Genomic DNA, 23,754 nt, shown 5'->3' with positions numbered 1-23,754 from the left:
CGCTCGGGATGCTCAGCCATCCAAGGTGTCAGTTTTTCAACGCTTGCCCGAGGCGAGCGTAAATTTTTCGACGAGAAGATCACTAAGGGAACCGTTCCATGTCTGCATCCCTCGCATTCGTCTTTCCCGGTCAGGGCTCGCAAGCGCTGACCATGTTGGCCAGACACGGCGCAGAGCACGCGCTGATCCTCGATACCTTCGGCGAAGCTTCGAGCGCCCTGGGTTATGACCTGTGGGCACTGACCCAGCAGGGCCCGGAAGAGCAGCTCAACCAGACCGACAAGACTCAGCCCGCGATCCTCGCCGCCTCCATCGCCCTGTGGCGCCTGTGGCTGGCCGAAGGTGGCGCGCGTCCGGCATTCGTCGCCGGGCACAGTCTGGGTGAATACAGCGCGCTGGTCGCCTCCGGCGCCGTCGGCTTTGCCGAAGCGGTCAAGCTGGTCGAGCTGCGTGGCCAACTGATGCAGCAGGCCGTACCGGCCGGGCATGGCGGCATGGCGGCGATCATTGGTCTGGAAGATGCCGACGTGCAGGCGGCCTGCGCCGAAGCGGCCCAGGGAGATGTGGTCAGCGCGGTGAACTACAACGCGCCTGGGCAGGTGGTCATCGCCGGCTCCGCTGCTGCCGTTGCTCGCGCCGTCGAGGCCTGCAAGGCCCGTGGGGCCAAGCGTGCACTGCCGCTGCCGGTCAGCGTGCCGTCGCACTGCGAGCTGATGCGCCCAGCCGCCGAGCGTTTTGCCGAGGCGGTCAGCGCCATCGCCTGGCAGCCGCCGCAGATCCCGCTGGTGCAGAACGCCAGCGCTGCCGTGGTAGCCGACCTGGATACCCTCAAACGCGACCTGCTGGCTCAGCTGTACAGCCCGGTGCGTTGGGTCGAGTCCATCGTTCGTCTGGGCGAGCAGGGCGTTACCGATCTGGTCGAATGTGGTCCGGGCAAAGTGCTGTCGGGCCTGAACAAGCGTTGTGTCAAGGGCGTCAATACGCACAACCTCGACACCCCCGAAAGCTTTGCCGCTGCGCGCGCCGCACTGGCCGCCGTACAGTCCTGAACAAGGGAGAATGCTATGAGTCTGCAAGGTAAGGTTGCACTGGTCACTGGTGCCAGCCGTGGTATTGGCCAGGCCATCGCCCTGGAATTGGGTCGTCAGGGTGCCGTGGTCATCGGTACCGCAACGTCCGAGGCGGGTGCCGAGCGCATTGCGGCAACCCTCAAGGAAAACGGCATCGAAGGCACCGGCCTGATGCTCAATGTCAGCAACGACGAGTCCGTCGCTGCGACCCTGGAGAAGATCCAGAAGGACTTCGGTCAGGTGCTGGTGCTGGTCAACAACGCCGGCATCACCCGTGACAACCTGATGCTGCGCATGAAGGACGAAGAGTGGTACGACGTGATCGATACCAACCTCAACAGCCTGTATCGCCTGTCGAAGGCCGTGCTGCGCGGCATGACCAAGGCCCGTTTCGGGCGTATCATCAACATCGGTTCGGTGGTGGGTGCCATGGGCAACGCCGGGCAGGTGAACTATGCAGCCGCCAAGGCCGGCCTCGAAGGTTTTGGCCGTGCGCTGGCCCGTGAAGTGGGCTCGCGCTCGATCACGGTCAACGCCGTGGCACCGGGTTTCATCGATACCGACATGACCCGTGAATTGCCTGAAGCGCAACGTGAAGCGCTGCTGACACAGATTCCGCTGGGCCGTCTGGGGCAAGCGCAAGAGATCGCCAACGTGGTTTCTTTCCTCGCTTCCGATGGTGCAGCTTACGTCACAGGGGCTACTATCCCTGTGAACGGCGGGATGTACATGAGCTGAATCCGAGGGGCGCCGTCGGCGAACGTCTGCGATTCGATGCAAACTTGGTGATAAAGCTGTAAGTTTGCGCACCGAATCGTTGGCGTATTTCCGTGGGCGCCGCTGGCTTTCAGCTTGAAAAGCTGAAAACCCTTTCTATACACTTGCCGGCACAACCAGCTGGCTGGATTTGTCCAATAGGAGTGATAACACGTGAGCACCATCGAAGAACGCGTCAAGAAAATCGTTGCCGAGCAACTGGGCGTGAAGGAAGAAGAAGTAACCAACAGCGCTTCCTTCGTTGAAGACCTGGGTGCCGACTCGCTTGACACCGTTGAGCTGGTGATGGCTCTCGAGGAAGAATTCGAGACCGAGATCCCGGACGAACAAGCCGAGAAGATCACCACTGTTCAGGAAGCCATCGACTACGTTACTGCTCACGCTCAGTAAGCAGTTCGTCGCTTCCCGAATCGGAAAAGCCGCACGTCTGCAAAGGCGTGCGGCTTTTCTTTGACGGTTCGCTGTAAAAGTTTCAAGAGCGCCCTTTGGGCGTCTTTTCGCTCGGGTACCGGCTACCTTGAGCCAATCGCCGGATGATCAACGCCTGGGCAACGGTTTGCCAGGTGCATCGTGGCGTCGAAAAACCTGATAAGAGGAGATTGCTGTGTCGCGTAGACGCGTCGTGGTTACCGGTATGGGCATGCTGTCGCCGCTGGGTAACGATGTGCCGAGCAGCTGGCAGGGCATTCTGGCCGGCCGCAGTGGTATCGGCCTGATCGAACACATGGATCTTTCCGCTTTCTCGACCCGCATCGGCGGCTCGGTGAAGAATTTCGATGTCGAGCCCTATCTGTCGCCCAAAGAGGCGCGCAAGCTCGACCTGTTCATCCAGTACGGCCTGGCCGCCTGCTTCCAGGCCGCCCGCGATTCCGGCCTGGAAGTTACGGACGCCAACCGTGACCGTATCGGTGTGGCCATGGGTTCCGGCATCGGCGGCCTGACCAACATCGAGAACAACTGCAAATCGCTGCATGAGCAGGGCCCGCGACGTATTTCGCCGTTCTTCGTGCCTGGCTCGATCATCAACATGATTTCCGGTTTCCTGTCGATCCATCTGGGTCTGCAGGGCCCCAACTACGCCATCTCCACGGCGTGCACCACCGGCACCCACTGCATCGGTATGGCCGCGCGCAACATCGCCTACGGCGAGGCGGATGTGATGATCGCCGGTGGCGCCGAGATGGCCGCCTGCGGTCTTGGCCTGGGTGGCTTCGGCGCAGCGCGGGCGATGTCCACCCGCAACGACGAGCCCACCAAGGCAAGCCGTCCGTGGGACAAGGATCGTGACGGCTTCGTACTGTCCGACGGCGCTGGCGCTCTGGTGCTCGAAGAGCTCGAGCATGCCAAGGCCCGCGGCGCGACCATCTACGCTGAGCTGATCGGGTTCGGCATGAGCGGCGATGCTTTCCACATGACCTCGCCACCCGAAGATGGCGCTGGCGCGGCGCGCTGCATGGCCAACGCCCTTCGCGATGCCAGTATCGAACCCTCCGCGGTGCAGTACATCAACGCCCACGGCACCTCCACCTCGGCCGGCGACAAGGCGGAAGTGGCGGCGATCAAGACCGTGTTCGGCGAGCACGCGCACAAGCTGGCGGTCAGTTCGACCAAGTCCATGACCGGCCACCTGCTGGGCGCCGCCGGTGCGGTGGAGGCGATCTTCAGCGTGCTGGCGCTGCGCGACCAGATCGCGCCGCCGACCATCAACCTGGACCAGCCGGACGAAGGCTGCGACCTGGACTTCGTGCCCCATGAAGCGCGCAAGATGCCGATGGACGTGGTGCTGTCCAACTCCTTCGGGTTTGGTGGCACCAACGGTTCGCTGGTATTTCGTCGGTACGCCGACTGATGCTGCACTGGGTCGACGGTCAGCCAGCGGCGTCGCTGCCCCTGGCTGACCGCGGCCTGGCCTACGGTGACGGCCTGTTCGAGACCATGGCGGTGCGCGGCGGCCGGCCGGTGCTGCTGGAGCGGCATCTGGCGCGGGTCACGGCTGGTTGCACACGCCTGCATATCGTTCTGGATGCCGAGCGACTGCGCCGCGAAGTAACGGCCTTCTGTGCCGAGCTGGGGCAGGGCGTCGCCAAACTGATCGTCACCCGTGGTGATGGCCTGCGCGGCTATGCGCCGTCGACCGGTACGCCACGACATATCCTCCAATCCGCCGCCATGCCGGTGTATCCCGCCCAACACGCCGATCAGGGAATCTGCCTGTATCCCTGTTCGATGCGACTGGCAGAGCAGCCGCTGCTCGCCGGCCTCAAGCACCTCAATCGCCTCGAGCAAGTGCTGGCCCGTGCCGAGTGGCAAGATGCCGAGCATGCCGAAGGATTGATGCGCGATGTGTCCGGTCGAGTGATCGAAGGGGTGTTCAGCAACCTGTTTCTGGTCGCAGGCTGCGTGCTGGTCACCCCAGGCCTGCAGCGTTGCGGTGTGGCCGGGGTGATGCGCGCCGAGCTGCTCGAGCAGGCACAGGCGCTGGGTATCGAGTGTCAGGTTCGAGATATCGAACTGGACGAACTGCTGGGCGCCGATGAAGTCTTTCTCTGCAACAGCCTGTATGGCGTATGGCCGGTGCGTCGGCTGCAGGCCAGTCACTGGCCGGTGGGCCCGCTCACCCGTAAACTGCAGGCCCTTGCCCGTCATCTACTGGACCGCTGATTCGTGATTCGCAAATTACTGTTGATGCTCGAAATCGTCGTGGTGCTGGCCGGCCTTACCCTCGGTCTGGTCGCATGGCAGCAGCATCGCGCGCTCGAACAGCCGCTGACCCTCAGCGAGGCGCGCCTGATCGAAGTGCCGGCCGGCGCCACGCCCGGCGGCGTGCTGAATCGCCTGGAGGCCGACGGCGTGATCGATGGCGCCTTCTGGCTGCGCCTGTACTGGCGCTTCAACCTGCAGGGCCAGCCGCTGCACAGCGGCGAGTACCGGCTGACCCCCGACCTGCGGGTACGCGACATGCTCGACCTGTGGCGCCGCGGTGAAGTGGTGCAGTACAGCCTGACGCTGGTCGAAGGCTGGACCTTCCGCCAGGTGCGCGCTGCCCTGGCGCGCCAGGACAAACTGGAACTGACCCTGAGCGATCTGAGCGACGCCGAGATCATGGCCAAGCTCGGTCAGCCCGGCGAAAACCCCGAAGGGCGCTTCTTCCCCGATACCTACCGCTACGTGCGCGGCATGAGCGACCTGGATCTGCTCAAGCAGGCCCACAAGCGTCTGCAGGTGGTGCTCGACGAAGAGTGGGAGAAGCGCGCCGACGCGCTGCCCTACAAGGATCCCTACGAGGCGCTGATCATGGCCTCGATGATCGAGAAGGAAACCGGCGTGCCCGAAGAGCGTGGCGAGATCGCCGGTGTGTTCGTACGGCGCCTGGCTACCGGTATGCGCCTGCAGACGGATCCGACGGTGATCTTCGGCCTCGGCGAGCGCTATCAAGGGCGCATCACCCGTGCTCACCTGCGCGAACCCACGCCTTACAACACCTACACCATCGACGGCATGCCGCCGACGCCGATCGCCCTGGTCGGTCGTGAGGCGATTCATGCAGCCTTGCATCCGGTCGATGGCAAGACTCTGTATTTCGTGGCGCGCGGCGACGGCAGTCATGTGTTCTCGGAAACCCTCGACGAGCACAACCGCGCCGTGCGCGAGTACCAGTTGAAGCGCCGTGCGGACTATCGGTCCAGCCCGGCGCCCATACCCCAGACCAGCGAAAAGGACACCCAGTGAGCGGCTTGTTTATCACCCTGGAAGGCCCCGAGGGCGCCGGCAAGAGCACTAATCGGGAGTACCTGGCGGCGCGTTTGCGCGAGCAGGGGATCGACGTGCTGCTGACCCGCGAGCCCGGCGGCACACCGCTGGCCGAGCGGGTGCGTGAGCTGCTGCTGGCGCCCAGTGACGAGCCCATGGCCAGCGATACCGAGCTGCTGTTGGTGTTCGCCGCACGTGCCCAGCACCTGGCCCAGGTCATCGTTCCAGCCCTCGAACGCGGCGCGGTGGTGCTTTGCGATCGCTTCACCGATGCCACCTATGCCTACCAGGGCGGCGGCCGCGGCCTGGATGTCGCGCGCATCGCTCAGTTGGAAGAATTCGTGCAGGGCGCGCTGCGCCCGGACCTGACCGTGGTGTTCGACCTGCCGGTTGAAGTAGGTCTGTCGCGCGCCGCCGCCCGTGGTCGCCTGGACCGTTTCGAGCAGGAGGGCCGCAGCTTCTTCGAAGCGGTGCGTGCCACCTACCTGCAGCGTGCCAAGGCGGCGCCTGCACGTTATCGCATTCTCGATGCGTCGCAGTCTTTGGAGGCAGTTCAGCGTGACCTGGATGCGTTGCTGCCGCAACTGATGGAGCTGCAGCGTGGCTGACGTGTACCCCTGGCAGACCGAGCTCTGGCAGCAATTGGCTGGCCGCACGCAGCATGCCCACGCCTATCTGCTGCATGGCCCGGCCGGTATTGGTAAACGTGCGCTGGCCGAGCGCCTGATGGCCTTGCTGCTGTGCAAGTCGCCGGTGGACCTGCAGCCGTGCGAGCAGTGCAAGTCGTGCCATCTGCTGGCTGCCGGCAGTCATCCGGACAACTACGTGCTGGAGCCGGAAGAGGCCGACAAGCCGATCAAGGTCGACCAGGTACGTGCGCTGGTCAACTTCGTGGTGCAGACCGCGCAGCTCGGCGGGCGCAAGGTGGTGCTGCTCGAACCCACCGAAGCGATGAACCTCAACGCGGCCAACGCGCTGCTGAAAAGCCTGGAGGAGCCCTCGGGCGATACTGTGCTGCTGCTGATCAGCCACCAGCCGAGCCGCCTGCTGCCGACCATCAAGAGCCGTTGTGTGCAGCAGGCTTGCCCGCTGCCCAGCGAAGCGATGAGCCTACAATGGTTGAGCGAAACCCTGCCCGCTTGCAGCGAGCAGGAAATCCGCGAACTGCTGTACCTGGCGGCGGGCTCGCCGCTGGCGGCTGCCAGGCTGCAGGAGCAGGGCGTGCGCGAGCAGCGCGCACTGGTGGTCGACGGCGTGAAGAAGCTGCACAAGCAGCAGGTATCCGCCAGCCAACTGGCCGAAGGCTGGAAGGACGTGCCGCTGACGCTGTTGTTCGATTGGTTCTGCGACTGGGCACACCTTACCCTGCGCTATCAGCTCACCCAGGACGAACAGGGCCTTGGCCCCGCGGATATGGCCAAGGTGGTTCAGTACCTGGCGCAGAAAGCTTCCCAGGCCAAAGTGTTGGCCATCCAGGAATGGTTGCTGCAGCAGCGCCAGAAAGTGCTGGGCAAAGCCAACCTCAACCGTGTGCTGCTTCTCGAAGCCTTGCTGGTGCAGTGGGCAAGCCTGCCTGGACCGGGCTAGAATCGGGCTCACGTCATGACTTCAGGAATCACGCATGAACTTGCCACCTAATCTGGGACCCCGTAACGGCATCCTGTCCCTGACCATCAAGGACAAGTCTGTGCTGTATGCCGCCTACATGCCCTTCATCAAGAATGGCGGCCTGTTCATTCCCACCAACAAGAGCTACAAGCTCGGTGATGAAGTGTTCATGCTGCTCAACCTGATGGACGAGCCGGAGAAGATCCCGGTGGCCGGCAAGGTGGTGTGGATCACCCCGAAAGGCGCCCAGGGCAACCGCGCGGCTGGCGTAGGCGTGCAGTTCAACGAAGGCGACAATACCGCCCGCAACAAGATCGAGACCTACCTGGCTGGCGCCCTCAAGTCCGATCGCCCCACCCATACGATGTAACAGCGGCCCCTATGCGCATGGCTGACAGGCCATTTGGTCTGCCGGGTGACGTGCCGCATCCCGCCTGCCGCTCAAGGTTCTGATTTATGCTCATCGATTCCCACTGCCACCTCGACCGTCTCGACCTGGCCGTCCATGGCGGTTCCCTGGACGACGCGCTGGCTGCTGCCCGCGCCCGTGGCGTCGGCCACTTCCTGTGCATCGGAGTGAGCGCCGACAACGCTGCTGCCGTGCGCGAGTTGGCGGGTCGCTACGCCGATGTCGACTGCTCCGTCGGCATCCACCCGCTGGACCTCGAGCCCGGCAGTGCGCCGGCGCTGGACTGGCTGCTCGCCGAGTTGGACCATCCTGGCGTGGTGGCCATCGGCGAGACCGGCCTGGATTATCACTACGAGCCCGAAGCGGCCGAGCTGCAGCAGGAGGCGTTTCGCCTGCACCTGCGGGCCGCGCAGATCACCGGCAAGCCGGTCATCGTGCATACCCGTGAAGCCCGCGCCGATACCCTGAAGTTGCTGCGCGAAGCCGCGCTGCCCCAGGGCGGCGTGTTGCACTGCTTCACCGAAGATTGGGAGATGGCCAGGGCAGCGCTGGATATCGGCTTCTACATTTCGCTGTCCGGCATCGTTACGTTCCGCAATGCCGAGGCACTGCGCGAAGTCGCCCGTCAGGTACCAGCCGACCGGCTGCTGGTAGAAACCGATTCACCCTATCTCGCGCCCGTGCCGCACCGTGGCAAGCCGAACCTGCCAGAGTACGTGCGCGATGTCGCCGAGTATTTGGCGACGTTGCGCGGCGTCAGCTACGAAACCCTGGCGCAGCAGACTGGCGACAACTTCCGACGTCTGTTTCCCCTCGCCCGAGTCGCCGCTGACGCCTGACGCGCCGCCGGGTGGTCGCCAGGAATGGCGAGGCATAAAAAAACCCGGCTTCGGGACGGAATCCGGGTCAAGACCATTAGGAGTCAAACGAAGTGCGCGGTCCTCGGCACTTCGGCCGCTGCGACACTTGGGGGAATATGCCGCACCGGTACGATTGAGTATTGGTCATCCGCAGCCATCGTCCACGCCGGCTTTAAACGGATTTGGAATACTTCCGCCGCCTCTGAGTGCCTATTCGCTGAGTATTGCCCGCACGCGCTGCAGGCTGTGCTCGATCACCCGTGCCTCGGTGTAGAAATGCGGTGACAGGCGGATACCACCGCCGCGCTGGGCGCAGATGATCTGTTCAGCCTTGAAGCGTTCGTGCAGTTGGCGATTGTCCCAGCCGTCTGCCGTGAAGGTGACGATGCCGGCACGCCGGTCGCGTTCCTGGGCGCTAAGCAGGCGCACACCTGGCATCCCCTCGAGGCCATCGAGCAACCATTGCACCCGCTCGTGCAATGCGCGTTCGACCTGGGGCATGCCCACTTCCTCGAGCAGCGACAGGCTGGCCTCCAGGGCCATGGCGCCGAGCATGTTAGGGCTGCCGCATTCGAAGCGGCGGGCGCTGCGCGCGGGTGCCCACTCATCGCGGTCGTAGTCGCCGGCGTTTTCCAGCATGTGCCAGCCGTATTCGTGCAGCGCCAAGCGTTCTCGCAGATCCTGGCGGCAATAGAACACGCCCAGGCCTTCCGGGCCGAGCATCCACTTGTGGCCGTCAGCCATGGCGAAGGCGCAGCGGCTGCGCTGCACATCCATGGCCAGGGCGCCGAGTTGTTGAATGGCATCGACGCACAGCAGTACGCCGCGTTGCTCGCAGCCCAGGCCTAGGCGTTCGAGGGCCAGGCGCAGGCCGCTGGCGTATTGCACGGCGCTGATCGCCATCAGGCGGGTGCGCGGTGTGCAGGCGGCGAGCAGGGCGCCTTCGGCATCGCCACCCTGTAGATCGACCTGCACCACTTCCACACCACGCGGGCGCAGCGCCTCCCAGACGATACGGTTGGAGGGGAACTCCTCTGTGCTGATGATCACCTGGTCGCCTTCGCGCCAATCCAAGCCGAAGGCCACAAAGGAAAGAGCTTCAGAGGTGTTCTTCACCAGCGCGATATCGGCGCGTGAGGCCGCATTTAGCAGGCGCGCCAGGCGTTCGCGCAGGGTGCGCTCGGTGACCAGCCATTGCGCGTAGTCGCGGGCGCCAGTGGCGATATTCTCCCGGGCGAAGCGCTCCACAGCCCGTGCGCTGCGTGCCGGCCAGGGGGCGACGGCGGCGTGGTTCAGGTAGTAGAGATCGGCCGGCTGGGGAAACTCGTCAATGATGGCATTCATGTCGCATGATCCGTGCAATTTGGCGTTAGTTGGGCATAATAGCGGACTCGAATTCCGACCTTGTCATTTCCCTATGCAGAAAGAACCCCGCAAGATCCGTGAGTTTCGCCGCCGCGAGCAGGAGATCCTCGACATCGCTCTGAAACTCTTCCTCGAGCAGGGTGAGGACAGCGTGACCGTGGAGATGATTGCCGATGCCGTGGGCATCGGCAAAGGCACCATCTACAAGCACTTCAAGTCGAAGGCGGAAATCTACCTGCGCCTGATGCTCGACTACGAGCGGGATCTGAACGAGCTGCTGCACTCGTCCGATATCGACCGTGACAAGGAAGCGTTGTCGCGGGCCTATTTCGAGTTCCGCATGCGCGACCCGCAGCGCTACCGTCTGTTTGATCGTCTGGAAGAGAAGGTGGTCAAGGGCAATCAGGTGCCGGAACTGGTCGAGCAGTTGCACGCCATCCGCGCCTCGAACTTCGAGCGGCTGACCCAGTTGATCAAGGGGCGCATCGCCGAAGGCAAGCTCGAAGACGTGCCGCCGTACTTCCACTACTGCGCGGCCTGGGCGCTGGTGCACGGCGCAGTGGCGCTCTATCACTCGCCGTTCTGGAGCAACGTGCTCGAGGATCAGGAAGGCTTCTTCCAGTTCCTGATGGACATCGGCGTGCGCATGGGCAACAAGCGCAAGCGCGACAGCGAAACGCCTCCCGCCTGAGTCATGGCGCGACCTGGCGCAGTCGCGCGCGTCTCCTGGCGCGAAACCTGCTTGGAGCAGTCATTCGCCGGTTTTCCGTCGCCGGTGTCGGGAGATTACATATGCGTAACCTGTTCGCCCTGGCTTTCGTGCTGAGCCTGACCGGCTGCATGAACGTCAGCGACATGGCCGATGGCGCCACCTACCACCTGCGCGATGCCGGCGTGCTGGACTACAGCAAGATCCGCCGCTCGGCTTCCTGGCGCCTGCAGCCCGATTCGTTCATCTACATCGCCCAGGGGCCATTCACCCCCAGCGGCAAGCATGCCTATCCGCGGCCCAATGTGGTCGCCGAGGAGGCGTTCCGCGGTTTCGTGGAGTACTTCCCCATGGTTCGCCGCGCCCGCGCGCCGGTCGGCCTGGATGAGGCGCTGGGCGAGGCTCGTGCCGCCGGCGCCCACTATCTGCTCTACACCCGGTTCGCCTATGCAGACGATCGCATCGGTACGATGGAGGAGTGGGAGGATCAGGAGGAGTTCGATCGCCTGGGCACCGACCGCAGCGTGCTGCAACTGATGCTGATTGAAACCAACACTCGTTTTCTAGTGGACACCGCGCGCATTCGCAGCCGCGGCGGATTCCTGACTTTCTACGACGCCAAACCCGAAGACCTGATCCGGGCGCCGCTCGAGGATTATGCGCGTACACTCCTGGGTTTCAGTCAGTAACCCGGAGTGTTCATGAGCGAGGGCGACAAGGCCGGCAACTTGCTGGCGCAAATCCCGCCGGCAGGCAGCAAGGGCATGCCGCCGGTGCACCTGTGGAACCCTGATTTCTGTGGCGATATCGACATGCGCATCGCCAGGGACGGCACCTGGTTCTACATGGGCACGCCGATCGGGCGGCCGGCGATGGTGCGGCTGTTCTCGACCATCATTCGCCGCGATGGCGATGATTACTTCCTGGTCACGCCGGTGGAGAAAGTCGGCATCACCGTCGATGACGCGCCCTTCGTGGCGGTGTCGCTGCAGGCGAGCGGGCAGGGCGAAACCCAGGTGCTGAAGTTCGTCACCAACGTCGGCGACGAGGTCGAGGCAGGTGCCGAGCATCCGCTGCGGGTAGAACTCGACCCGCAAACCCAGGAGCCTTCGCCCTACGTGCACGTGCGCGCCAACCTGGAAGCACTGATTCACCGCAACGTGTTCTATCAACTGGTAGAGCTGGCCCAGACTCGCGAAATCGATGGCCAACCCTGGCTGGGCGTGTGGAGCGGCGGAGTGTTCTTTCCCATCGGCCCGCTGGAGTAGCACCCAATAAAAAGGCTCCCGAAGGAGCCTTTTTCGCACTTACATGTTGGGGTAGTTGGGGCCGCCAGTCCCTTCCGGCGCCACCCAGGTGATGTTCTGGGCCGGATCCTTGATGTCGCAGGTCTTGCAGTGCACGCAGTTCTGCGCGTTGATCTGGAAGCGCTTGCTGCCATCGTCGTTGGCCACCACTTCGTATACGCCGGCCGGGCAATAGCGCTGCGCCGGCTCATCGTATAGCGGCAGGTTCTTGTCGATCGGGATGCTCGGGTCGGTGAGCTTCAGGTGACAAGGCTGTTCTTCTTCGTGGTTGGTGTTGGACAGGAACACCGAGCTGAGCTTGTCGAAGCTGAGCTTGCCATCCGGTTTTGGGTACTCGACCTTCTTGCAGTCGGCTGCAGGCTTCAGGCAGGCGTAGTCCGGCTTGTTGTCGTGCAGCGTGAAGGGCAGCTTGCCGCCGAACAGGTTCTGGTCGACCCAGTTGATGCCGCCGCCGATCACTGCGCCGTACTTGTGGATCGCCGCGCCGAAGTTGCGGCTGCGGAACAATTCGTCGTAAAGCCAGCTGGCCTTGAAGCCGTCTACATAGCTGCCCAGCTCGTCGCCGCCTTCACTACCGCTGGCCAGAGCTTCGGCGATGGCTTCGGCGGCGAGCATGCCGGACTTCATGGCAGTGTGGCTGCCCTTGATCTTGGCAAAGTTCAGGGTGCCTAGGTCGCAGCCGATCAGCGCGCCGCCCGGGAAGACCATCTTCGGCAGCGAGTTGAGGCCGCCCTTGGCGATGGCGCGAGCGCCGTAGGCGACACGCTTGCCGCCTTCCAGGTACTGCTTGAGCACCGGGTGGTGCTTGAGGCGCTGGAACTCGTCGAACGGCGACAGGTGCGGGTTGGCGTAGGACAGGTCGACGATCAAGCCGACCACCACCTGGTTGTTCTCCAGGTGATAGAGGAAGGAGCCGCCAGTGTTATCGGTGCCCATGATGTCCATCGGCCAGCCGGCGGTGTGAACCACCAGGCCCTGCTGGTGCTTGCTTGGGTCGATGTCCCAGATTTCCTTGATGCCAATGCCGTAATGCTGGGCGTCGGCTTCGCTGTCCAGGTTGTACTTCTTGATCAGCTGCTTGCCGATATGGCCGCGGCAACCCTCGGCGAACAGCGTGTACTTGCCGCGCAGTTCCATGCCGGGGGTGTAGTAGCCTTCTTTCGGGTTGCCTTCGCGGTCGACGCCCAGGTCACCGGTGACGATGCCACGCACCACGCCGTTTTCGTCGATCAGCGCTTCCTGAGCCGCGAAGCCTGGGTAGATTTCCACACCGAGGTTCTCGGCCTGCTGGGCCAGCCAGCGGCACAGGTTGCCCAGCGAGATGATATAGTTGCCTTCGTTGTGCATGGTCTTGGGCACGAAGAAACCCGGCACCTTGGTGGCGCTTTCGGCATCCTTGAGCACATAGATGTCATCACCCTTGACCGGGGTGTTGAGCGGGGCGCCCAGCGCTTTCCAGTCGGGGAACAGCTCGTTCAGGGCGCGCGGTTCGAATACCGCGCCGGAGAGGATGTGGGCACCGACTTCGGAGCCTTTCTCGACCACGCAGACGCTGATTTCCTGGCCAGCCTCGGCGGCCTTCTGCTTCAGGCGACAAGCGGCGGACAGACCGGCAGGGCCGGCGCCGACGATGACGACGTCGAATTCCATAAATTCGCGTTCCACGGGCTATCTCCTCATCAAGGCTCTCTAATTTTCATGGCGGGCCGGCATCCTTCCCGAGGCACGCTCGCGCAGTATATAGCGAGCCCCGATCAGGGCCAATACAAACGTTTGTTTGAATTTTCTGTAGGCCTGCTAGAATCCGGCTACAACACGAATGGCTCGCAGCCAGTCGTATTGACCGAGCTAGGTCGTACGGTCAAGATACGGGCGGTTTTGCGCTCGCCGTCTGGGCTGAAGGTCGCTCGCGTCCTGCTTGTCTGCATCACCCGCATGCTCGCTTCTGGCGACATTCCTATTCACCGGAGAGTAACGAGGAATCCATGAAGGTTCTTGTAGCTGTCAAACGAGTGGTCGATTACAACGTCAAGGTTCGCGTCAAACCGGACAATAGTGGCGTCGATCTTGCCAACGTCAAGATGTCGATGAACCCTTTCTGTGAAATCGCCGTTGAAGAAGCCGTGCGCCTGAAAGAGAAGGGTGTGGCCAGCGAGATCGTGGTGGTTTCCATTGGCCCGACCCAGGCTCAGGAGCAACTGCGTACCGCTCTGGCGCTGGGTGCTGATCGCGCCATCCTTGTCGAGTCCGCCGACGAGCTGAACTCCCTGGCTGTCGCCAAGCTGCTCAAGGCCGTGGTCGACAAGGAGCAGCCGCAGCTGGTCATTCTCGGCAAACAGGCTATCGACAGCGACAATAACCAGACCGGCCAGATGCTCGCCGCGCTGACTGGCTACGCCCAGGGCACTTTCGCCTCCAAGGTCGAGATCAATGGCGACAAGGCCAACGTGACCCGTGAGATCGATGGCGGTCTGCAGACCGTTGCTCTGAATCTGCCGGCCATCGTCACCACCGACCTGCGCCTGAACGAGCCGCGCTACGCCTCGCTGCCGAACATCATGAAGGCCAAGAAGAAGCCGCTGGAAACCCTGACCCCCGACGCGCTGGGCGTTTCCACCGCGTCCACCGTTAAGACCGTCAAGGTCGAAGCGCCTGCGGCACGTGGCGCAGGCATCAAGGTCAAGTCGGTCGCCGAACTGGTCGAGAAACTGAAAACCGAAGCGAAGGTGATCTGATGACTATCCTGGTAATCGCTGAAAACACCAATTCCGTGCTGGCACCTGCCACGCTGAACACCGTTGCCGCTGCCCAGAAGATCGGTGGCGACATCCATGTGCTGGTTGCCGGCCAGGGCGTTGGCGCCGTTGCCGAAGCCGCTGCCAAGATCGCTGGCGTGGCCAAGGTGCTGGTTGCCGACAACGCTGCGTTCGCTCATCAGCTGCCGGAAAACGTTGCGCCGCTGGTTGCCGAGCTGGGCAAGAGCTACAGCCACGTGCTGGCTGCTGCTACCAGCAACGGCAAGAACATCCTGCCGCGTGTCGCTGCGCAGTTGGACGTCGACCAGATCTCCGAGATCGTTTCCGTGGAAAGCCCGGATACCTTCAAGCGTCCGATCTATGCCGGTAACGCCATCGCTACCGTACAGTCGTCGGCTGCCGTGAAAGTCATCACCGTGCGTGCCACCGGCTTCGACGCCGTGGCAGCCGAGGGCGGCTCCGCTGCCATCGAAAACGTTTCGGCAGGCGGCGATGCCGGCAAGTCGGCGTTCGTTGGTGAAGAGCTGGCCAAGTCCGACCGTCCGGAGCTGACCGCTGCAAAGATCGTGGTTTCCGGTGGTCGCGGCATGCAGAACGGCGACAACTTCAAGCACCTCTACGCCCTGGCCGACAAGCTCGGCGCGGCAGTGGGCGCTTCCCGCGCTGCCGTGGACGCCGGCTTCGTGCCCAACGACATGCAGGTCGGTCAGACCGGCAAGATCGTCGCGCCGCAGCTGTACATCGCGGTCGGCATCAGCGGCGCCATCCAGCACCTGGCGGGCATGAAGGACTCCAAGGTGATCGTCGCGATCAACAAGGATGAAGAGGCACCGATCTTCCAGGTTGCCGACTACGGCCTGGTGGCTGACCTGTTCGAAGCCGTACCGGAGCTGGAAAAGCTGGTCTGACCTGCTTTTTCCCGCAACGAAAAACCCGCTCATCGAGCGGGTTTTTTATTGGCTGGCAGCGCGCTATTGCCTTGGCGCCGTCCTGCGGGCCTCGGCTGCCTGCAGGCTCGCCTGATCGATGAACTTGAGGTAGTCGGCTGCGCTTTCCTGCGGGCGCTCGAGAATTGGCGCATGGCCGCAGCCCTTGATGATCACCACGCTGGCGTCTTTGAGCAGCGGCTGCATGGCCTCGATGCTGGACACGTCGAGGATGCGGTCCTGATCGCCCCACAGCAGCAGCGTCGGAGCCTGGATTCTCGGCAGCTCCGGCTCCAGCGGCACATAACGATCGCGCAGGTGCTCGAAGACTTCGCGCTGGTGCGCGCTGTCCGCCACGGCGCGTTGCGCCAGGTACTGATGCAGGCGCTCGGGCAACTGTGGCGGGGCGACGAACAGCCAGTCGAGCAGCTCGTCGAATTGCGGTTCACTGTCCACCAGCAACGGATTGCCGCCCTGTTCCTCGAGGCGCTGGAAGAACGGGCTGCGCCGCGGCGCGGTGACCCCGGCGTTGGCGATCAGCGTCAGGCTGGTCACCTGTTCGGGATAGCGGGCTGCGTAGAGCGCTGCGATATGCCCGCCCATGGAATGGCCGGCGAGGTGCAGGCGGCGGATACCCAGGGCGTCGACGAATGCGGCGAGGCGTTCGGTCTGGGTGCCGACGTCATAGCTGCCGTTGGGGCGGTCGCTGTCGCCGAAACCGGGCAGGTCCACAGCGATGACGTGGTAGCGCTCGGTCAGGTCCCGGGCGAACCACAGCCAGGTGCTCTTGTCGGCACCGAAGCCGTGAACGAGCAGTACGGTTTCGGCGCCCTGGGGGCCGCCTTCGTAATAGCTGACCTTGAGGTCGTTCACGCTGATGCTGCGCGCGTGCAGCCCGGCGCGCCACTGCTCGACGCCCTGATAGACCGCCAGCTGCGCCGCTGGTGAAAGGTACAGAGCGGTGCCAGCGGCAGTCAGGAGAACCAATACGGCAAGGATCAATTTCTTCATGCGGCGTCTTATCGCTGATTATCGAGATCGTATGAGCTAGCATGTCACGAATCTATGGCCGGTGGTCGCCGGTCGTGTCGCAATCGAGAGTATGCCAATGGGGGAGCGAGGCTTTAGCAGGGTTGGGCTTTGGGCGTGCGCCGCCATGTTGCTGGCCGGTGGTGCGCAGGCCGCCGGCAAGTGTGAGCGCCTGGTCGCCACGGGCAACCCAGAGTATCCACCTTACTTGTGGCGTGATCCGCAGAACCCGGACAAGCTGATCGGTGCGACGGTCGATCTGCTCAAGGCGGTCGCCACCGATCTTGGCGTCGGCATTGACGTGATCTATGCCGGGCCCTGGTCGCGAGCCCAGGAAGAAGTACGCGCCGGGCGTGTCGACATGCTCGCTGGCGCCTTTGTGACCGTACCGCGTCTGGAAACCATGGACTTCGTGCACCCGGCCTTTCTCTCCACGCCAAGCGTGGTGTGGGTGCGCAAGGGCCATGAGTTTCCCTATGCCAGCTGGGCCGATCTGCAAGGCCGCACCGGCGATACGCTGGTCAATAACAGCTTTGGCCAGGCCTTCGATGCCTATGCCCGTGACAACCTGACTCTGGAAGGCGTTTCCAGCCTCACCCAGGCGTTCCAGAAGCTGATGCTCGAACGTACCGATTACGTGATCTACGAGCGCTACCCCGGCCAGGCACTGGCCTCGACCCTGGGGCTGCAGGACGATCTGCAGGTGCTTGACCCGCCGGTCTCCAGCGAAGGCCTGCATCTGGCGCTGTCGCACAACTCGGCCTGCAACGACGCCTGGCTGCGCGGACAGCTGGCCAAAAAAATGACAGAATTCACTTCCGCCGGCATGCCGCAAACCCTTCTGCAGCGCAACTTGCAGCGCTGGAAGGAGCAACAGCCCGCACCGGCCGCCAGTGTTCCGAATCAGTAGGACGTACCCGTGATCTATCGATATACCAGTGCCGCTTTGGCGTTGCTGTTGCTCCAGGGTTGTGCCAGCGATCCCGCGCCGACCGAGCAGATGCGTTTGACCGAACAGGAAGTCGAGCAGGCACGTACTGTGGCTGCCGGTGACGCCGTCGCCGAGCTGAGCCTGGCCGAAGAAAAGCTCGCCAAGGCCCAGGGCGCCATGGCTGCGGGCGCCTATCGCACGGCCCGTGTGCAGGCCGAGCAGGCCGAGCTGGATGCGCGACTGGCCGAGGCCCGTGTGCTGACGCTGCGCAGCCAGGCCGAACTGACTGAACTGAATCGCCGTATCGGGCGCTTACGTGACCAGCTGGGAGCCATGCCATGAGCCTGCTGCGTTGTGGCGTGCTGGCGCTGATGGGCCTGACCCTGGCCGGTTGTGCCGGGCTCGGAGACAAACAACAGGCTGAGCTTGAGGCTGCCCGTACCAGCTTTCAGTCCGTGAAGGAAGATCCACAAGTGCTGCGCAGCGCGCCCAAGGATGTGATTCGCGCTGGCGAATCCCTGGGCCGTGCCGAGCGCCTGGCTGACTACTGGGGTAGCGCCGATGACGTGGCCCATTATGCCTACCTGAGCCAACGCTACAGCGAGATCGCTCGCGAGCACGCCAAGCTCGCTCTGGATCAGGAGCGAGCGGCGCGTTTGGAACTGGATCGTCAGCGCCTGCAGTTGGCCTTGCGTGAGGCCAAGCTGCTCAGCGTGCAGGAGCAGAATGCCTGGTTGGAAGAGCAGATCATCAACCTGGCCACGGCGCAAACCGACCGTGGCCTGGTGATGACCCTCGGTGACGTGCTGTTCGATGCCGGCGAGGCGCGCCTCAAGACCAGCGCCAATCGCACCGTGCTCAAGCTGGTGCAGTTTCTCCAGCTCAACCCGCGGCGCACCTTGCGTATCGAGGGTTACAGCGACAGCAGTGGCAAGCGTGAGGAAAACCTGGAGCTCTCCAGGGCGCGGGCGCAGACCGTTGCCGATGCATTGATCGACTTGGGGGTCGATGCCAAGCGCATCGAAGTTCAGGGTTTCGGTGAGAGTTTCCCGGTCGCCGAAAACGCCTCGGCCAAGGGCCGTGCGCAGAACCGCCGCGTAGAAATCCTGTTCTCCGACGAGAAGGGGCGTCTGGGCGCCACGCGCTGAGTCAGTTGTCGAAAAACCCCGCCACTGAATAGCAGAGCGGGGTTTTTTATTGCCTCTGAGATGAGTGTATCGTCGAGATATTTCAGGGCTGTACCGGTACAGAAACAATTTCATGGAGTACTGTTATGGTTCAGTAGCGGGATCACACGGCCATGACCAATCTGTTGCTTTACCAGCGAATTGCCCAGCAACTGGCGGATGACATCCGCCGCGGCGTCTATCAGCCCGGCGAGCGCGTACCTTCGGTGCGCAAGATGAGCGCCCAGCTCAGCGTCAGCCACGCCACGGTATTGCAGGCCTACGCCAATCTTGAAGACCTCGGGCTGATTCGCGCTCGTCCGCAATCCGGTTTCTACGTGCACCAGACGCCGGCGCTGACCGCCGAAACCCCGGAGATCGCCCGGGTCGAGCGGCCCGGTCTGGTTACGCGCAGCAGCATCATCAACCAGGTGCTCGGCGAGGCCCGTCGCGAGGGTGTGTTCCCGCTCGGCGCGGCAGTGCCTCACGTGGAGTATTTGCCGGTACGCGCACTGCACCAGCAACTGGCCAAGGTCACCCGTTTCCAGAGCCCGCGCGCCTTCAGCTACATGTTCAGCCCGGGTTTCGAGCCGCTGCGCCGCCAGGTGGCGATTCGCATGCGCGATGCCGGCGTGTTGGTCGATCCTTCCGAGGTAGTGATCACCCACGGTTGCGTCGATGCCCTGCAGATGAGCCTGCGCGTGCTGACGCGTCCCGGCGACCTGATCGCCACCGAGTCGCCGACCTACTATGGCTTGCTGCAGCTGGCCGATCTGCTGGGGCTCAAGGTTATCGAGATTCCCAGCGACCCGACCACCGGGATCAGCGTCGAGGCCCTGCAACTGGCGGCCAGCCAGTGGCCGATCAAGGCGCTGGTGCTGACAGCGCGGCTGAGCAATCCCCTGGGCGGCACCATTCCCGAGGCCCGGCAGAAACAGTTGCTGCGCCTGGCCAGCGACTTCGACATCCAGATCGTCGAGGACGACATCTATGGCGAGCTGATGTTCGAGCAGGGCCGCACCAAGGCGCTCAAGGCCAGCGATCTGGAAGGCCGCGTGGTGTACTGCTCGAGTTTCTCGAAAACCCTGTCGCCCGGCGTGCGCATCGGCTGGATCATCGCCGGCAAGTACCACGACGAAGTGCAGCGTCTGCAGATGTTCACCACCCATTCTGCGTGCAGCGTCACCCAGATGGCGGTGGCTGCCTACCTAGAGAACGGCGGCTACGACCGCCATCTGCGACATATCCGTCAGGAGTACCGCAAGAACCTCAGCGCCTTCCAGTTGGCCATCCAGCAGTACTTCCCCGAAGGCACGCAGATCACCCGGCCCAACGGCGGATTTATTCTGTGGGTAAGCCTACCGGCGCGGGTCAACACCAAGGATCTTCACATCAATGCGCTGCAGCAGGGCATCAGCATCGCGCCGGGGCTAATCTTCAGCAATACCGAGCAGTTCAACCACTGTGTACGCATCAACTGCGGCATCCCGTGGAACCGCGAGGCCGAGCGCGCCGTTATGACCCTGGGCATGCTGGCCACCCAGCTGTGCCACGAGGCGAGCTGAGGCAGCTCGCGCCGGATTAACCCGAATCGGCGGCGGCCTGCGTCTACTGGATCGAAGCGCTCTTTCGATCCAGGAGAAACATCATGGGCAGCCTTTGCCAATTCGTGTCGTACAGTCTCGCCGGCAGCATCGTACTGTCGCTGGTTGCTTGCAGTGCCGGGCAGAATCCTTCGCAAGACTCAGCAGCCAAGCCAGCACAGACCGTTGAAGCGCCTCGCATTGCGCCAGCCATTGCCCCGGCGCCGATGACGACCCGCATGGCCGCACCGGCGGCGCGCGAGTACGCGTACTTGCCGCAACCAGAAGCCAGCCGCGAACAGTATCAGCGTTTGGCTGCCAACCCCGTGCAGTCGGCTGCCGAGGCGCCGGTGTCGACCTTCAGCATCGATGTCGATACCGGCAGTTACGCCAACGTGCGCCGCTTCCTCAACGAAGGCCGCCTGCCACCTGCCGAGGCGGTGCGCCTGGAGGAACTGGTCAATTACTTCCCCTACGCCTATCCGTTGCCTACCGGCAGCACGCCGTTCGGTGTCGGCACCGAGCTGGCGGTCACGCCTTGGAATTCCCAGAGCCGCCTGCTGCGCATCGCCATAAAGGCCTCCGACATGCAGGTTGCCCAACTGCCGGCCGCCAATCTGGTGTTTCTGGTCGATGTGTCCGGCTCGATGGATCGCCCCGACGGCCTGCCGCTGGTGCAGAGCACCCTGAAGCTGTTGGTGGACCAGTTGCGTACACAGGACCGTGTTTCGCTGGTGATCTACGCCGGCGATTCCAGTGTGGTGCTGGAGCCGACGGCAGGTTCGCAAAAAGCGCAGATCCGCGCGGCGATCGAGCAATTGCGCGCGGGTGGTTCGACGGCGGGGGAATCGGCTATCCAGCTGGCTTATCAGCAGGCGCAGCAGGGCTTTATCAAGGGCGGCATCAACCGCATCCTGCTGGCCACCGATGGCGACTTCAATGTCGGCATCAGCGATTTCGAAAGCCTCAAGGCGCTGGCGGCCGACAAGCGCAAGACCGGCATCTCGTTGACTACCCTGGGCTTCGGCACGGGCAACTACAACGAGCAACTGATGGAGCAGCTGGCCGACGCCGGTGACGGCAACTATGCCTATATCGACAGCCTGCGCGAGGCGCGCAAGGTGCTGGTCGAGCAGCTCAGTTCGACCCTGGCCACGGTGGCGCGGGATGTGAAGATTCAGGTCGAATTCAACCCGGCCCAGGTCAGCGAGTACCGCCTGCTCGGTTATGAGAACCGTACCCTGAATCGTGAGGATTTCGCCAACGACAAGGTCGATGCTGGCGATATCGGCGCCGGACACAGTGTCACGGCGCTTTACGAAATCGTGCCGGTCGGTAACCCGGGCTGGCTGGAGCCGCTGCGCTACCGCCAGGCGCCATCGTCTACAACGGGCTCAGGTGAGCTGGCCTGGTTGCGTATCCGCTACAAGGCACCGGAGCGCAATGACAGCCGGCTGCTGGAGACTGCCATCGAAGCACCCGCGTCCATTACGCCAATCGCCAAGGCCAGCGAGGATCTGCGTTTCGCTGCCGCTGTCGCCGCGTTCGCCCAGCAACTGAGCGGCGGTCGTTACACCGGTCGCTTCGATTGGGCGGCTACCGAGGCGCTGGCGCGGGGCAGTCGTGGCGAAGACCCGTTCGGCCTGCGTAGCGAGTTCGTGCAACTGGTGGAACTGGCGCAAAGCCTGCAAACTGGCGACTCCCGCACCCCCGGAGCCGAGTGAGTGTGACTGTCCATCCCTCCAATGCCGAGCCCGGCGACGCCGACCTGTTGCGTCGCTACCGGGCCGGCGACGCTGCAGCATTCACGCAACTCTACGAGCGCCATCGCCTGGGGCTGTTTCGCTTTCTGATGGGCTTGTGCGGCGATCAGGCGGTCGCCGAGGAAGTGTTCCAGGAAACCTGGATGAGCCTGATTCGCAGCGAATCGGTGCAGCGAGAAGCGGCGGTGCTGTTCAAGACCTGGTTGTATCAGATCGCCCGTAATCGCCTGATCGATCACTGGCGCAAGCAGGGCAAACGCCTGCAGCGCGAAGAGGTGTTCGACGAGCAACTGCACGACCAGGCCATCGACGAGCCGGATCCCGAGCGGCAACTCAGCCTCAGCCAGGACCAGGCGCGCATCCAGGCAGCGCTCGCCGACCTGCCGGCCGAACAGCGTGAAGTGTTCCTGTTGCGTGCCCATGGCGACCTGGAACTGCATGAGATTGCCGAGTTGACCCGCACACCGGCAGAAACGGTAAAAAGTCGCCTGCGTTATGCGTTGCAGAAAATGCGCCGCTTGCTCAGCGCGGCTGAAGAGGTAGCACCATGAACGATCACGACGAGGCCTTGCTACGCCATGTGAGTGAGCACAGTCGCGCAGAGCCGAGGCCGGCGTTGGATGCGCATATCCTGGCAGCTGCTGCCGATGCGGCCAAGCGACGCCAGCCGCAGGGCTTCTGGCAGCGGCTACGACACTCGCTGAGTGGCGCCTCCACGCGCGGGCGCTGGTCGGCGGCCTTCGGGTGTCTGGCGCTGCTGGGCGTGGGGCTTGGCCTGAGCTTGCGCACGCTGGAACAGGCACCGCCTCGCTACGATGCACCAGCCGCCGCGATGCAACGTCAGGCGCCCATGGCCCTGCAGGCACCGCCGAGCCCGGCACCGATGGCCGAGATGACAGAGGCGCCACGGTTGATGGCGCGCATGGCCGCCAAGGCAGCACCGCCAGCTGACGAGGTGTTGGCGAAACTGCGCGAAATTGCCGAGCTGCGCGCTGCTGGAGAGGGTGAGGAGGCCGAGCTGCGCAAGGCGCAGTTGCAGGCCGAACATCCCGGGCTGGATATCGAGGCCGAGCTCCAGCGTTTGCCCGAGCGCTGAGGGCGTTTGTACGACGGGCGGTGTTGCCATTCGGCAGACTGGCTGGCGTTATTGCACAGTCGTTTTAAAATGAAGGGCTACCTAGTGATAAATCAGGGGTGATGAGTTCGATGCGTTATCTGTTGCTGCCGCTTTGTCTTGCCGTGCTGCTGAGTGCCTGTGGTTCCGATGAGCAGGGCAAGGATGTGCCGCGCAAGAACGCCGAGCCAGCAGTAGCCGCCGAGCCCGCCAAGGCTCCTGCGAAACCCGCCGAACAGAGCCCCGCGCCAGCACCACAGGCCGCACCAGCCCAGGCTGCCGAGCCGCAAACCGAGGCGGTACAGAAGCCGGCGCCTGCCGAGCCGAAAAAGACCGCTCAGCGCGCCAAGGCGCAGAGCAAGCCAGCGCAAAAAATGGCCCATGAAGCCCCCAAGACCAAGTTGGACCTGAGCCTGCCACCCGAACTTGCTGCCGCACTGGACGCTGAAGACAAGGCCGCCAGCGATGGTGTGGCGCCCATCCTTCCGGCGTTTTTCGAGGAGCGTAAGCCCTCGATCAACCCCTTTCAGGTCAGCGGCAAGCTGCTCACCGGCGAGCTGGGTTCTCAGACCTGGGACAGCGTGGAGGGCGCTCAGCTGCAATTCGAGTTCCGACGCTAACCGCGTGCCGG

General features: G+C 63.5%; 26 protein-coding genes. 23 read left to right on the top strand and 3 right to left on the bottom strand.

The annotated features are described in order from the left end of the window. Positions 1 to 98: 98 nt before the first annotated feature. The 10 genes from fabD to BM279_RS04600 all read left to right on the top strand — a co-directional run bounded on the left by fabD (position 99) and on the right by BM279_RS04600 (position 8,453). Positions 99 to 1,049 (top strand): ACP S-malonyltransferase, encoded by a 951-nt coding sequence (gene fabD / locus BM279_RS04645; RefSeq protein ID WP_093501437.1) that lies wholly within the window; start codon positions 99 to 101, stop codon positions 1,047 to 1,049. Between the two features lie 15 nt (positions 1,050 to 1,064). Then, positions 1,065 to 1,808: a 3-oxoacyl-ACP reductase FabG gene (fabG, locus tag BM279_RS04640; protein ID WP_093501435.1), complete on the top strand. Its 744-nt coding sequence runs from the start codon at positions 1,065 to 1,067 to the stop codon at positions 1,806 to 1,808. Between the two features lie 192 nt (positions 1,809 to 2,000). Beyond that, positions 2,001 to 2,237 carry an acyl carrier protein gene (acpP, locus tag BM279_RS04635; RefSeq protein ID WP_003245177.1) on the top strand — a complete coding sequence of 79 codons (237 nt, stop codon included), beginning with the start codon at positions 2,001 to 2,003 and terminating at the stop codon, positions 2,235 to 2,237. A gap of 214 nt (positions 2,238 to 2,451) precedes the next feature. After that, a complete protein-coding gene (gene fabF, locus BM279_RS04630; RefSeq protein WP_093501433.1) occupies positions 2,452 to 3,696 on the top strand; it encodes a beta-ketoacyl-ACP synthase II in 1,245 nt (414 codons plus the stop codon). Then, on the top strand, positions 3,696 to 4,508 hold the full coding sequence (gene pabC / locus BM279_RS04625; RefSeq protein ID WP_093501430.1) for an aminodeoxychorismate lyase: 813 nt from the start codon (positions 3,696 to 3,698) through the stop codon (positions 4,506 to 4,508). Before fabF ends, pabC begins: the two co-directional genes overlap by 1 nt. A gap of 3 nt (positions 4,509 to 4,511) precedes the next feature. Further along, on the top strand, positions 4,512 to 5,576 hold the full coding sequence (mltG, locus tag BM279_RS04620) for an endolytic transglycosylase MltG (protein ID WP_093501427.1): 1,065 nt from the start codon (positions 4,512 to 4,514) through the stop codon (positions 5,574 to 5,576). Continuing rightward, on the top strand, positions 5,573 to 6,205 hold the full coding sequence (gene tmk / locus BM279_RS04615) for a dTMP kinase (RefSeq protein WP_093501425.1): 633 nt from the start codon (positions 5,573 to 5,575) through the stop codon (positions 6,203 to 6,205). Before mltG ends, tmk begins: the two co-directional genes overlap by 4 nt. Continuing rightward, positions 6,198 to 7,184, top strand: coding sequence for a DNA polymerase III subunit delta' (locus BM279_RS04610; RefSeq protein ID WP_093501423.1), 987 nt, complete (start codon positions 6,198 to 6,200; stop codon positions 7,182 to 7,184). Before tmk ends, BM279_RS04610 begins: the two co-directional genes overlap by 8 nt. A 34-nt stretch (positions 7,185 to 7,218) precedes the next feature. Next, positions 7,219 to 7,575, top strand: coding sequence for a PilZ domain-containing protein (locus BM279_RS04605; RefSeq protein ID WP_013791815.1), 357 nt, complete (start codon positions 7,219 to 7,221; stop codon positions 7,573 to 7,575). An 86-nt stretch (positions 7,576 to 7,661) separates the two neighbouring features. Beyond that, positions 7,662 to 8,453 (top strand): TatD family hydrolase, encoded by a 792-nt coding sequence (locus BM279_RS04600; protein WP_093501420.1) that lies wholly within the window; start codon positions 7,662 to 7,664, stop codon positions 8,451 to 8,453. A 231-nt stretch (positions 8,454 to 8,684) separates the two neighbouring features. Here the strand turns inward: BM279_RS04600 and BM279_RS04595 are convergent, their stop codons facing one another. Further along, positions 8,685 to 9,818 (bottom strand): aminotransferase class V-fold PLP-dependent enzyme, encoded by a 1,134-nt coding sequence (locus BM279_RS04595; protein ID WP_093501418.1) that lies wholly within the window; start codon positions 9,816 to 9,818, stop codon positions 8,685 to 8,687. Positions 9,819 to 9,891: 73 nt separating this feature from the next. On the opposite strand from BM279_RS04595, the gene BM279_RS04590 reads away from it, so the two are divergent. From BM279_RS04590 to BM279_RS04580, 3 genes are all read left to right on the top strand, one after another. Continuing rightward, positions 9,892 to 10,530, top strand: coding sequence for a TetR/AcrR family transcriptional regulator (locus BM279_RS04590; protein ID WP_075959504.1), 639 nt, complete (start codon positions 9,892 to 9,894; stop codon positions 10,528 to 10,530). Positions 10,531 to 10,631: 101 nt separating this feature from the next. After that, positions 10,632 to 11,237 carry a DUF4823 domain-containing protein gene (locus tag BM279_RS04585; protein ID WP_093501416.1) on the top strand — a complete coding sequence of 202 codons (606 nt, stop codon included), beginning with the start codon at positions 10,632 to 10,634 and terminating at the stop codon, positions 11,235 to 11,237. A gap of 12 nt (positions 11,238 to 11,249) precedes the next feature. Further along, positions 11,250 to 11,816, top strand: coding sequence for a DUF1285 domain-containing protein (locus tag BM279_RS04580; protein ID WP_075959502.1), 567 nt, complete (start codon positions 11,250 to 11,252; stop codon positions 11,814 to 11,816). Positions 11,817 to 11,855: 39 nt separating this feature from the next. Here BM279_RS04580 and BM279_RS04575 read toward each other — a convergent pair whose 3' ends face one another. Then, positions 11,856 to 13,520 (bottom strand): electron transfer flavoprotein-ubiquinone oxidoreductase, encoded by a 1,665-nt coding sequence (locus BM279_RS04575; protein WP_093501414.1) that lies wholly within the window; start codon positions 13,518 to 13,520, stop codon positions 11,856 to 11,858. A 320-nt stretch (positions 13,521 to 13,840) separates the two neighbouring features. On the opposite strand from BM279_RS04575, the gene BM279_RS04570 reads away from it, so the two are divergent. Both BM279_RS04570 and BM279_RS04565 read left to right on the top strand, forming a co-directional pair. Next, positions 13,841 to 14,590, top strand: coding sequence for an electron transfer flavoprotein subunit beta/FixA family protein (locus BM279_RS04570; RefSeq protein ID WP_093501412.1), 750 nt, complete (start codon positions 13,841 to 13,843; stop codon positions 14,588 to 14,590). Next, a complete protein-coding gene (locus BM279_RS04565; protein WP_093501410.1) occupies positions 14,590 to 15,519 on the top strand; it encodes an electron transfer flavoprotein subunit alpha/FixB family protein in 930 nt (309 codons plus the stop codon). Before BM279_RS04570 ends, BM279_RS04565 begins: the two co-directional genes overlap by 1 nt. 63 nt (positions 15,520 to 15,582) lie before the next feature. Here BM279_RS04565 and BM279_RS04560 read toward each other — a convergent pair whose 3' ends face one another. Beyond that, positions 15,583 to 16,548 carry an alpha/beta fold hydrolase gene (locus BM279_RS04560; RefSeq protein ID WP_093501408.1) on the bottom strand — a complete coding sequence of 322 codons (966 nt, stop codon included), beginning with the start codon at positions 16,546 to 16,548 and terminating at the stop codon, positions 15,583 to 15,585. Between the two features lie 97 nt (positions 16,549 to 16,645). On the opposite strand from BM279_RS04560, the gene BM279_RS04555 reads away from it, so the two are divergent. From BM279_RS04555 to BM279_RS04520, 8 genes are all read left to right on the top strand, one after another. Then, positions 16,646 to 17,476: a substrate-binding periplasmic protein gene (locus BM279_RS04555; protein WP_093501406.1), complete on the top strand. Its 831-nt coding sequence runs from the start codon at positions 16,646 to 16,648 to the stop codon at positions 17,474 to 17,476. 9 nt (positions 17,477 to 17,485) lie between these two features. After that, complete coding sequence (locus BM279_RS04550; protein WP_093501404.1) at positions 17,486 to 17,839, top strand: DUF4398 domain-containing protein; 354 nt, start codon at positions 17,486 to 17,488, stop codon at positions 17,837 to 17,839. Further along, positions 17,836 to 18,645 carry an OmpA family protein gene (locus tag BM279_RS04545; protein WP_093501402.1) on the top strand — a complete coding sequence of 270 codons (810 nt, stop codon included), beginning with the start codon at positions 17,836 to 17,838 and terminating at the stop codon, positions 18,643 to 18,645. The genes BM279_RS04550 and BM279_RS04545 overlap by 4 nt, the downstream gene beginning before the upstream one ends. A 152-nt stretch (positions 18,646 to 18,797) precedes the next feature. Then, positions 18,798 to 20,228, top strand: a complete 1,431-nt coding sequence (locus BM279_RS04540) for an aminotransferase-like domain-containing protein (RefSeq protein ID WP_093501400.1) — start codon at positions 18,798 to 18,800, stop codon at positions 20,226 to 20,228. 83 nt (positions 20,229 to 20,311) lie between these two features. Next, on the top strand, positions 20,312 to 21,970 hold the full coding sequence (locus tag BM279_RS04535) for a vWA domain-containing protein (RefSeq protein WP_093501398.1): 1,659 nt from the start codon (positions 20,312 to 20,314) through the stop codon (positions 21,968 to 21,970). 2 nt (positions 21,971 to 21,972) lie between these two features. Further along, a complete protein-coding gene (locus BM279_RS04530; protein WP_093501396.1) occupies positions 21,973 to 22,560 on the top strand; it encodes an RNA polymerase sigma factor in 588 nt (195 codons plus the stop codon). Further along, on the top strand, positions 22,557 to 23,105 hold the full coding sequence (locus BM279_RS04525; RefSeq protein WP_093501393.1) for a hypothetical protein: 549 nt from the start codon (positions 22,557 to 22,559) through the stop codon (positions 23,103 to 23,105). The genes BM279_RS04530 and BM279_RS04525 overlap by 4 nt, the downstream gene beginning before the upstream one ends. Positions 23,106 to 23,215: 110 nt before the next feature. Next, a complete protein-coding gene (locus BM279_RS04520) occupies positions 23,216 to 23,743 on the top strand; it encodes a hypothetical protein (protein ID WP_143103563.1) in 528 nt (175 codons plus the stop codon). Positions 23,744 to 23,754 lie beyond the last annotated feature (11 nt).

The organism is Phytopseudomonas straminea, assembly GCF_900112645.1.
Classification (GTDB): domain Bacteria; phylum Pseudomonadota; class Gammaproteobacteria; order Pseudomonadales; family Pseudomonadaceae; genus Aquipseudomonas; species Aquipseudomonas straminea.
The sequence above is the reverse complement of the archived record's forward strand: the minus strand, read 5'-3'. Positions and strand labels throughout refer to the sequence as shown.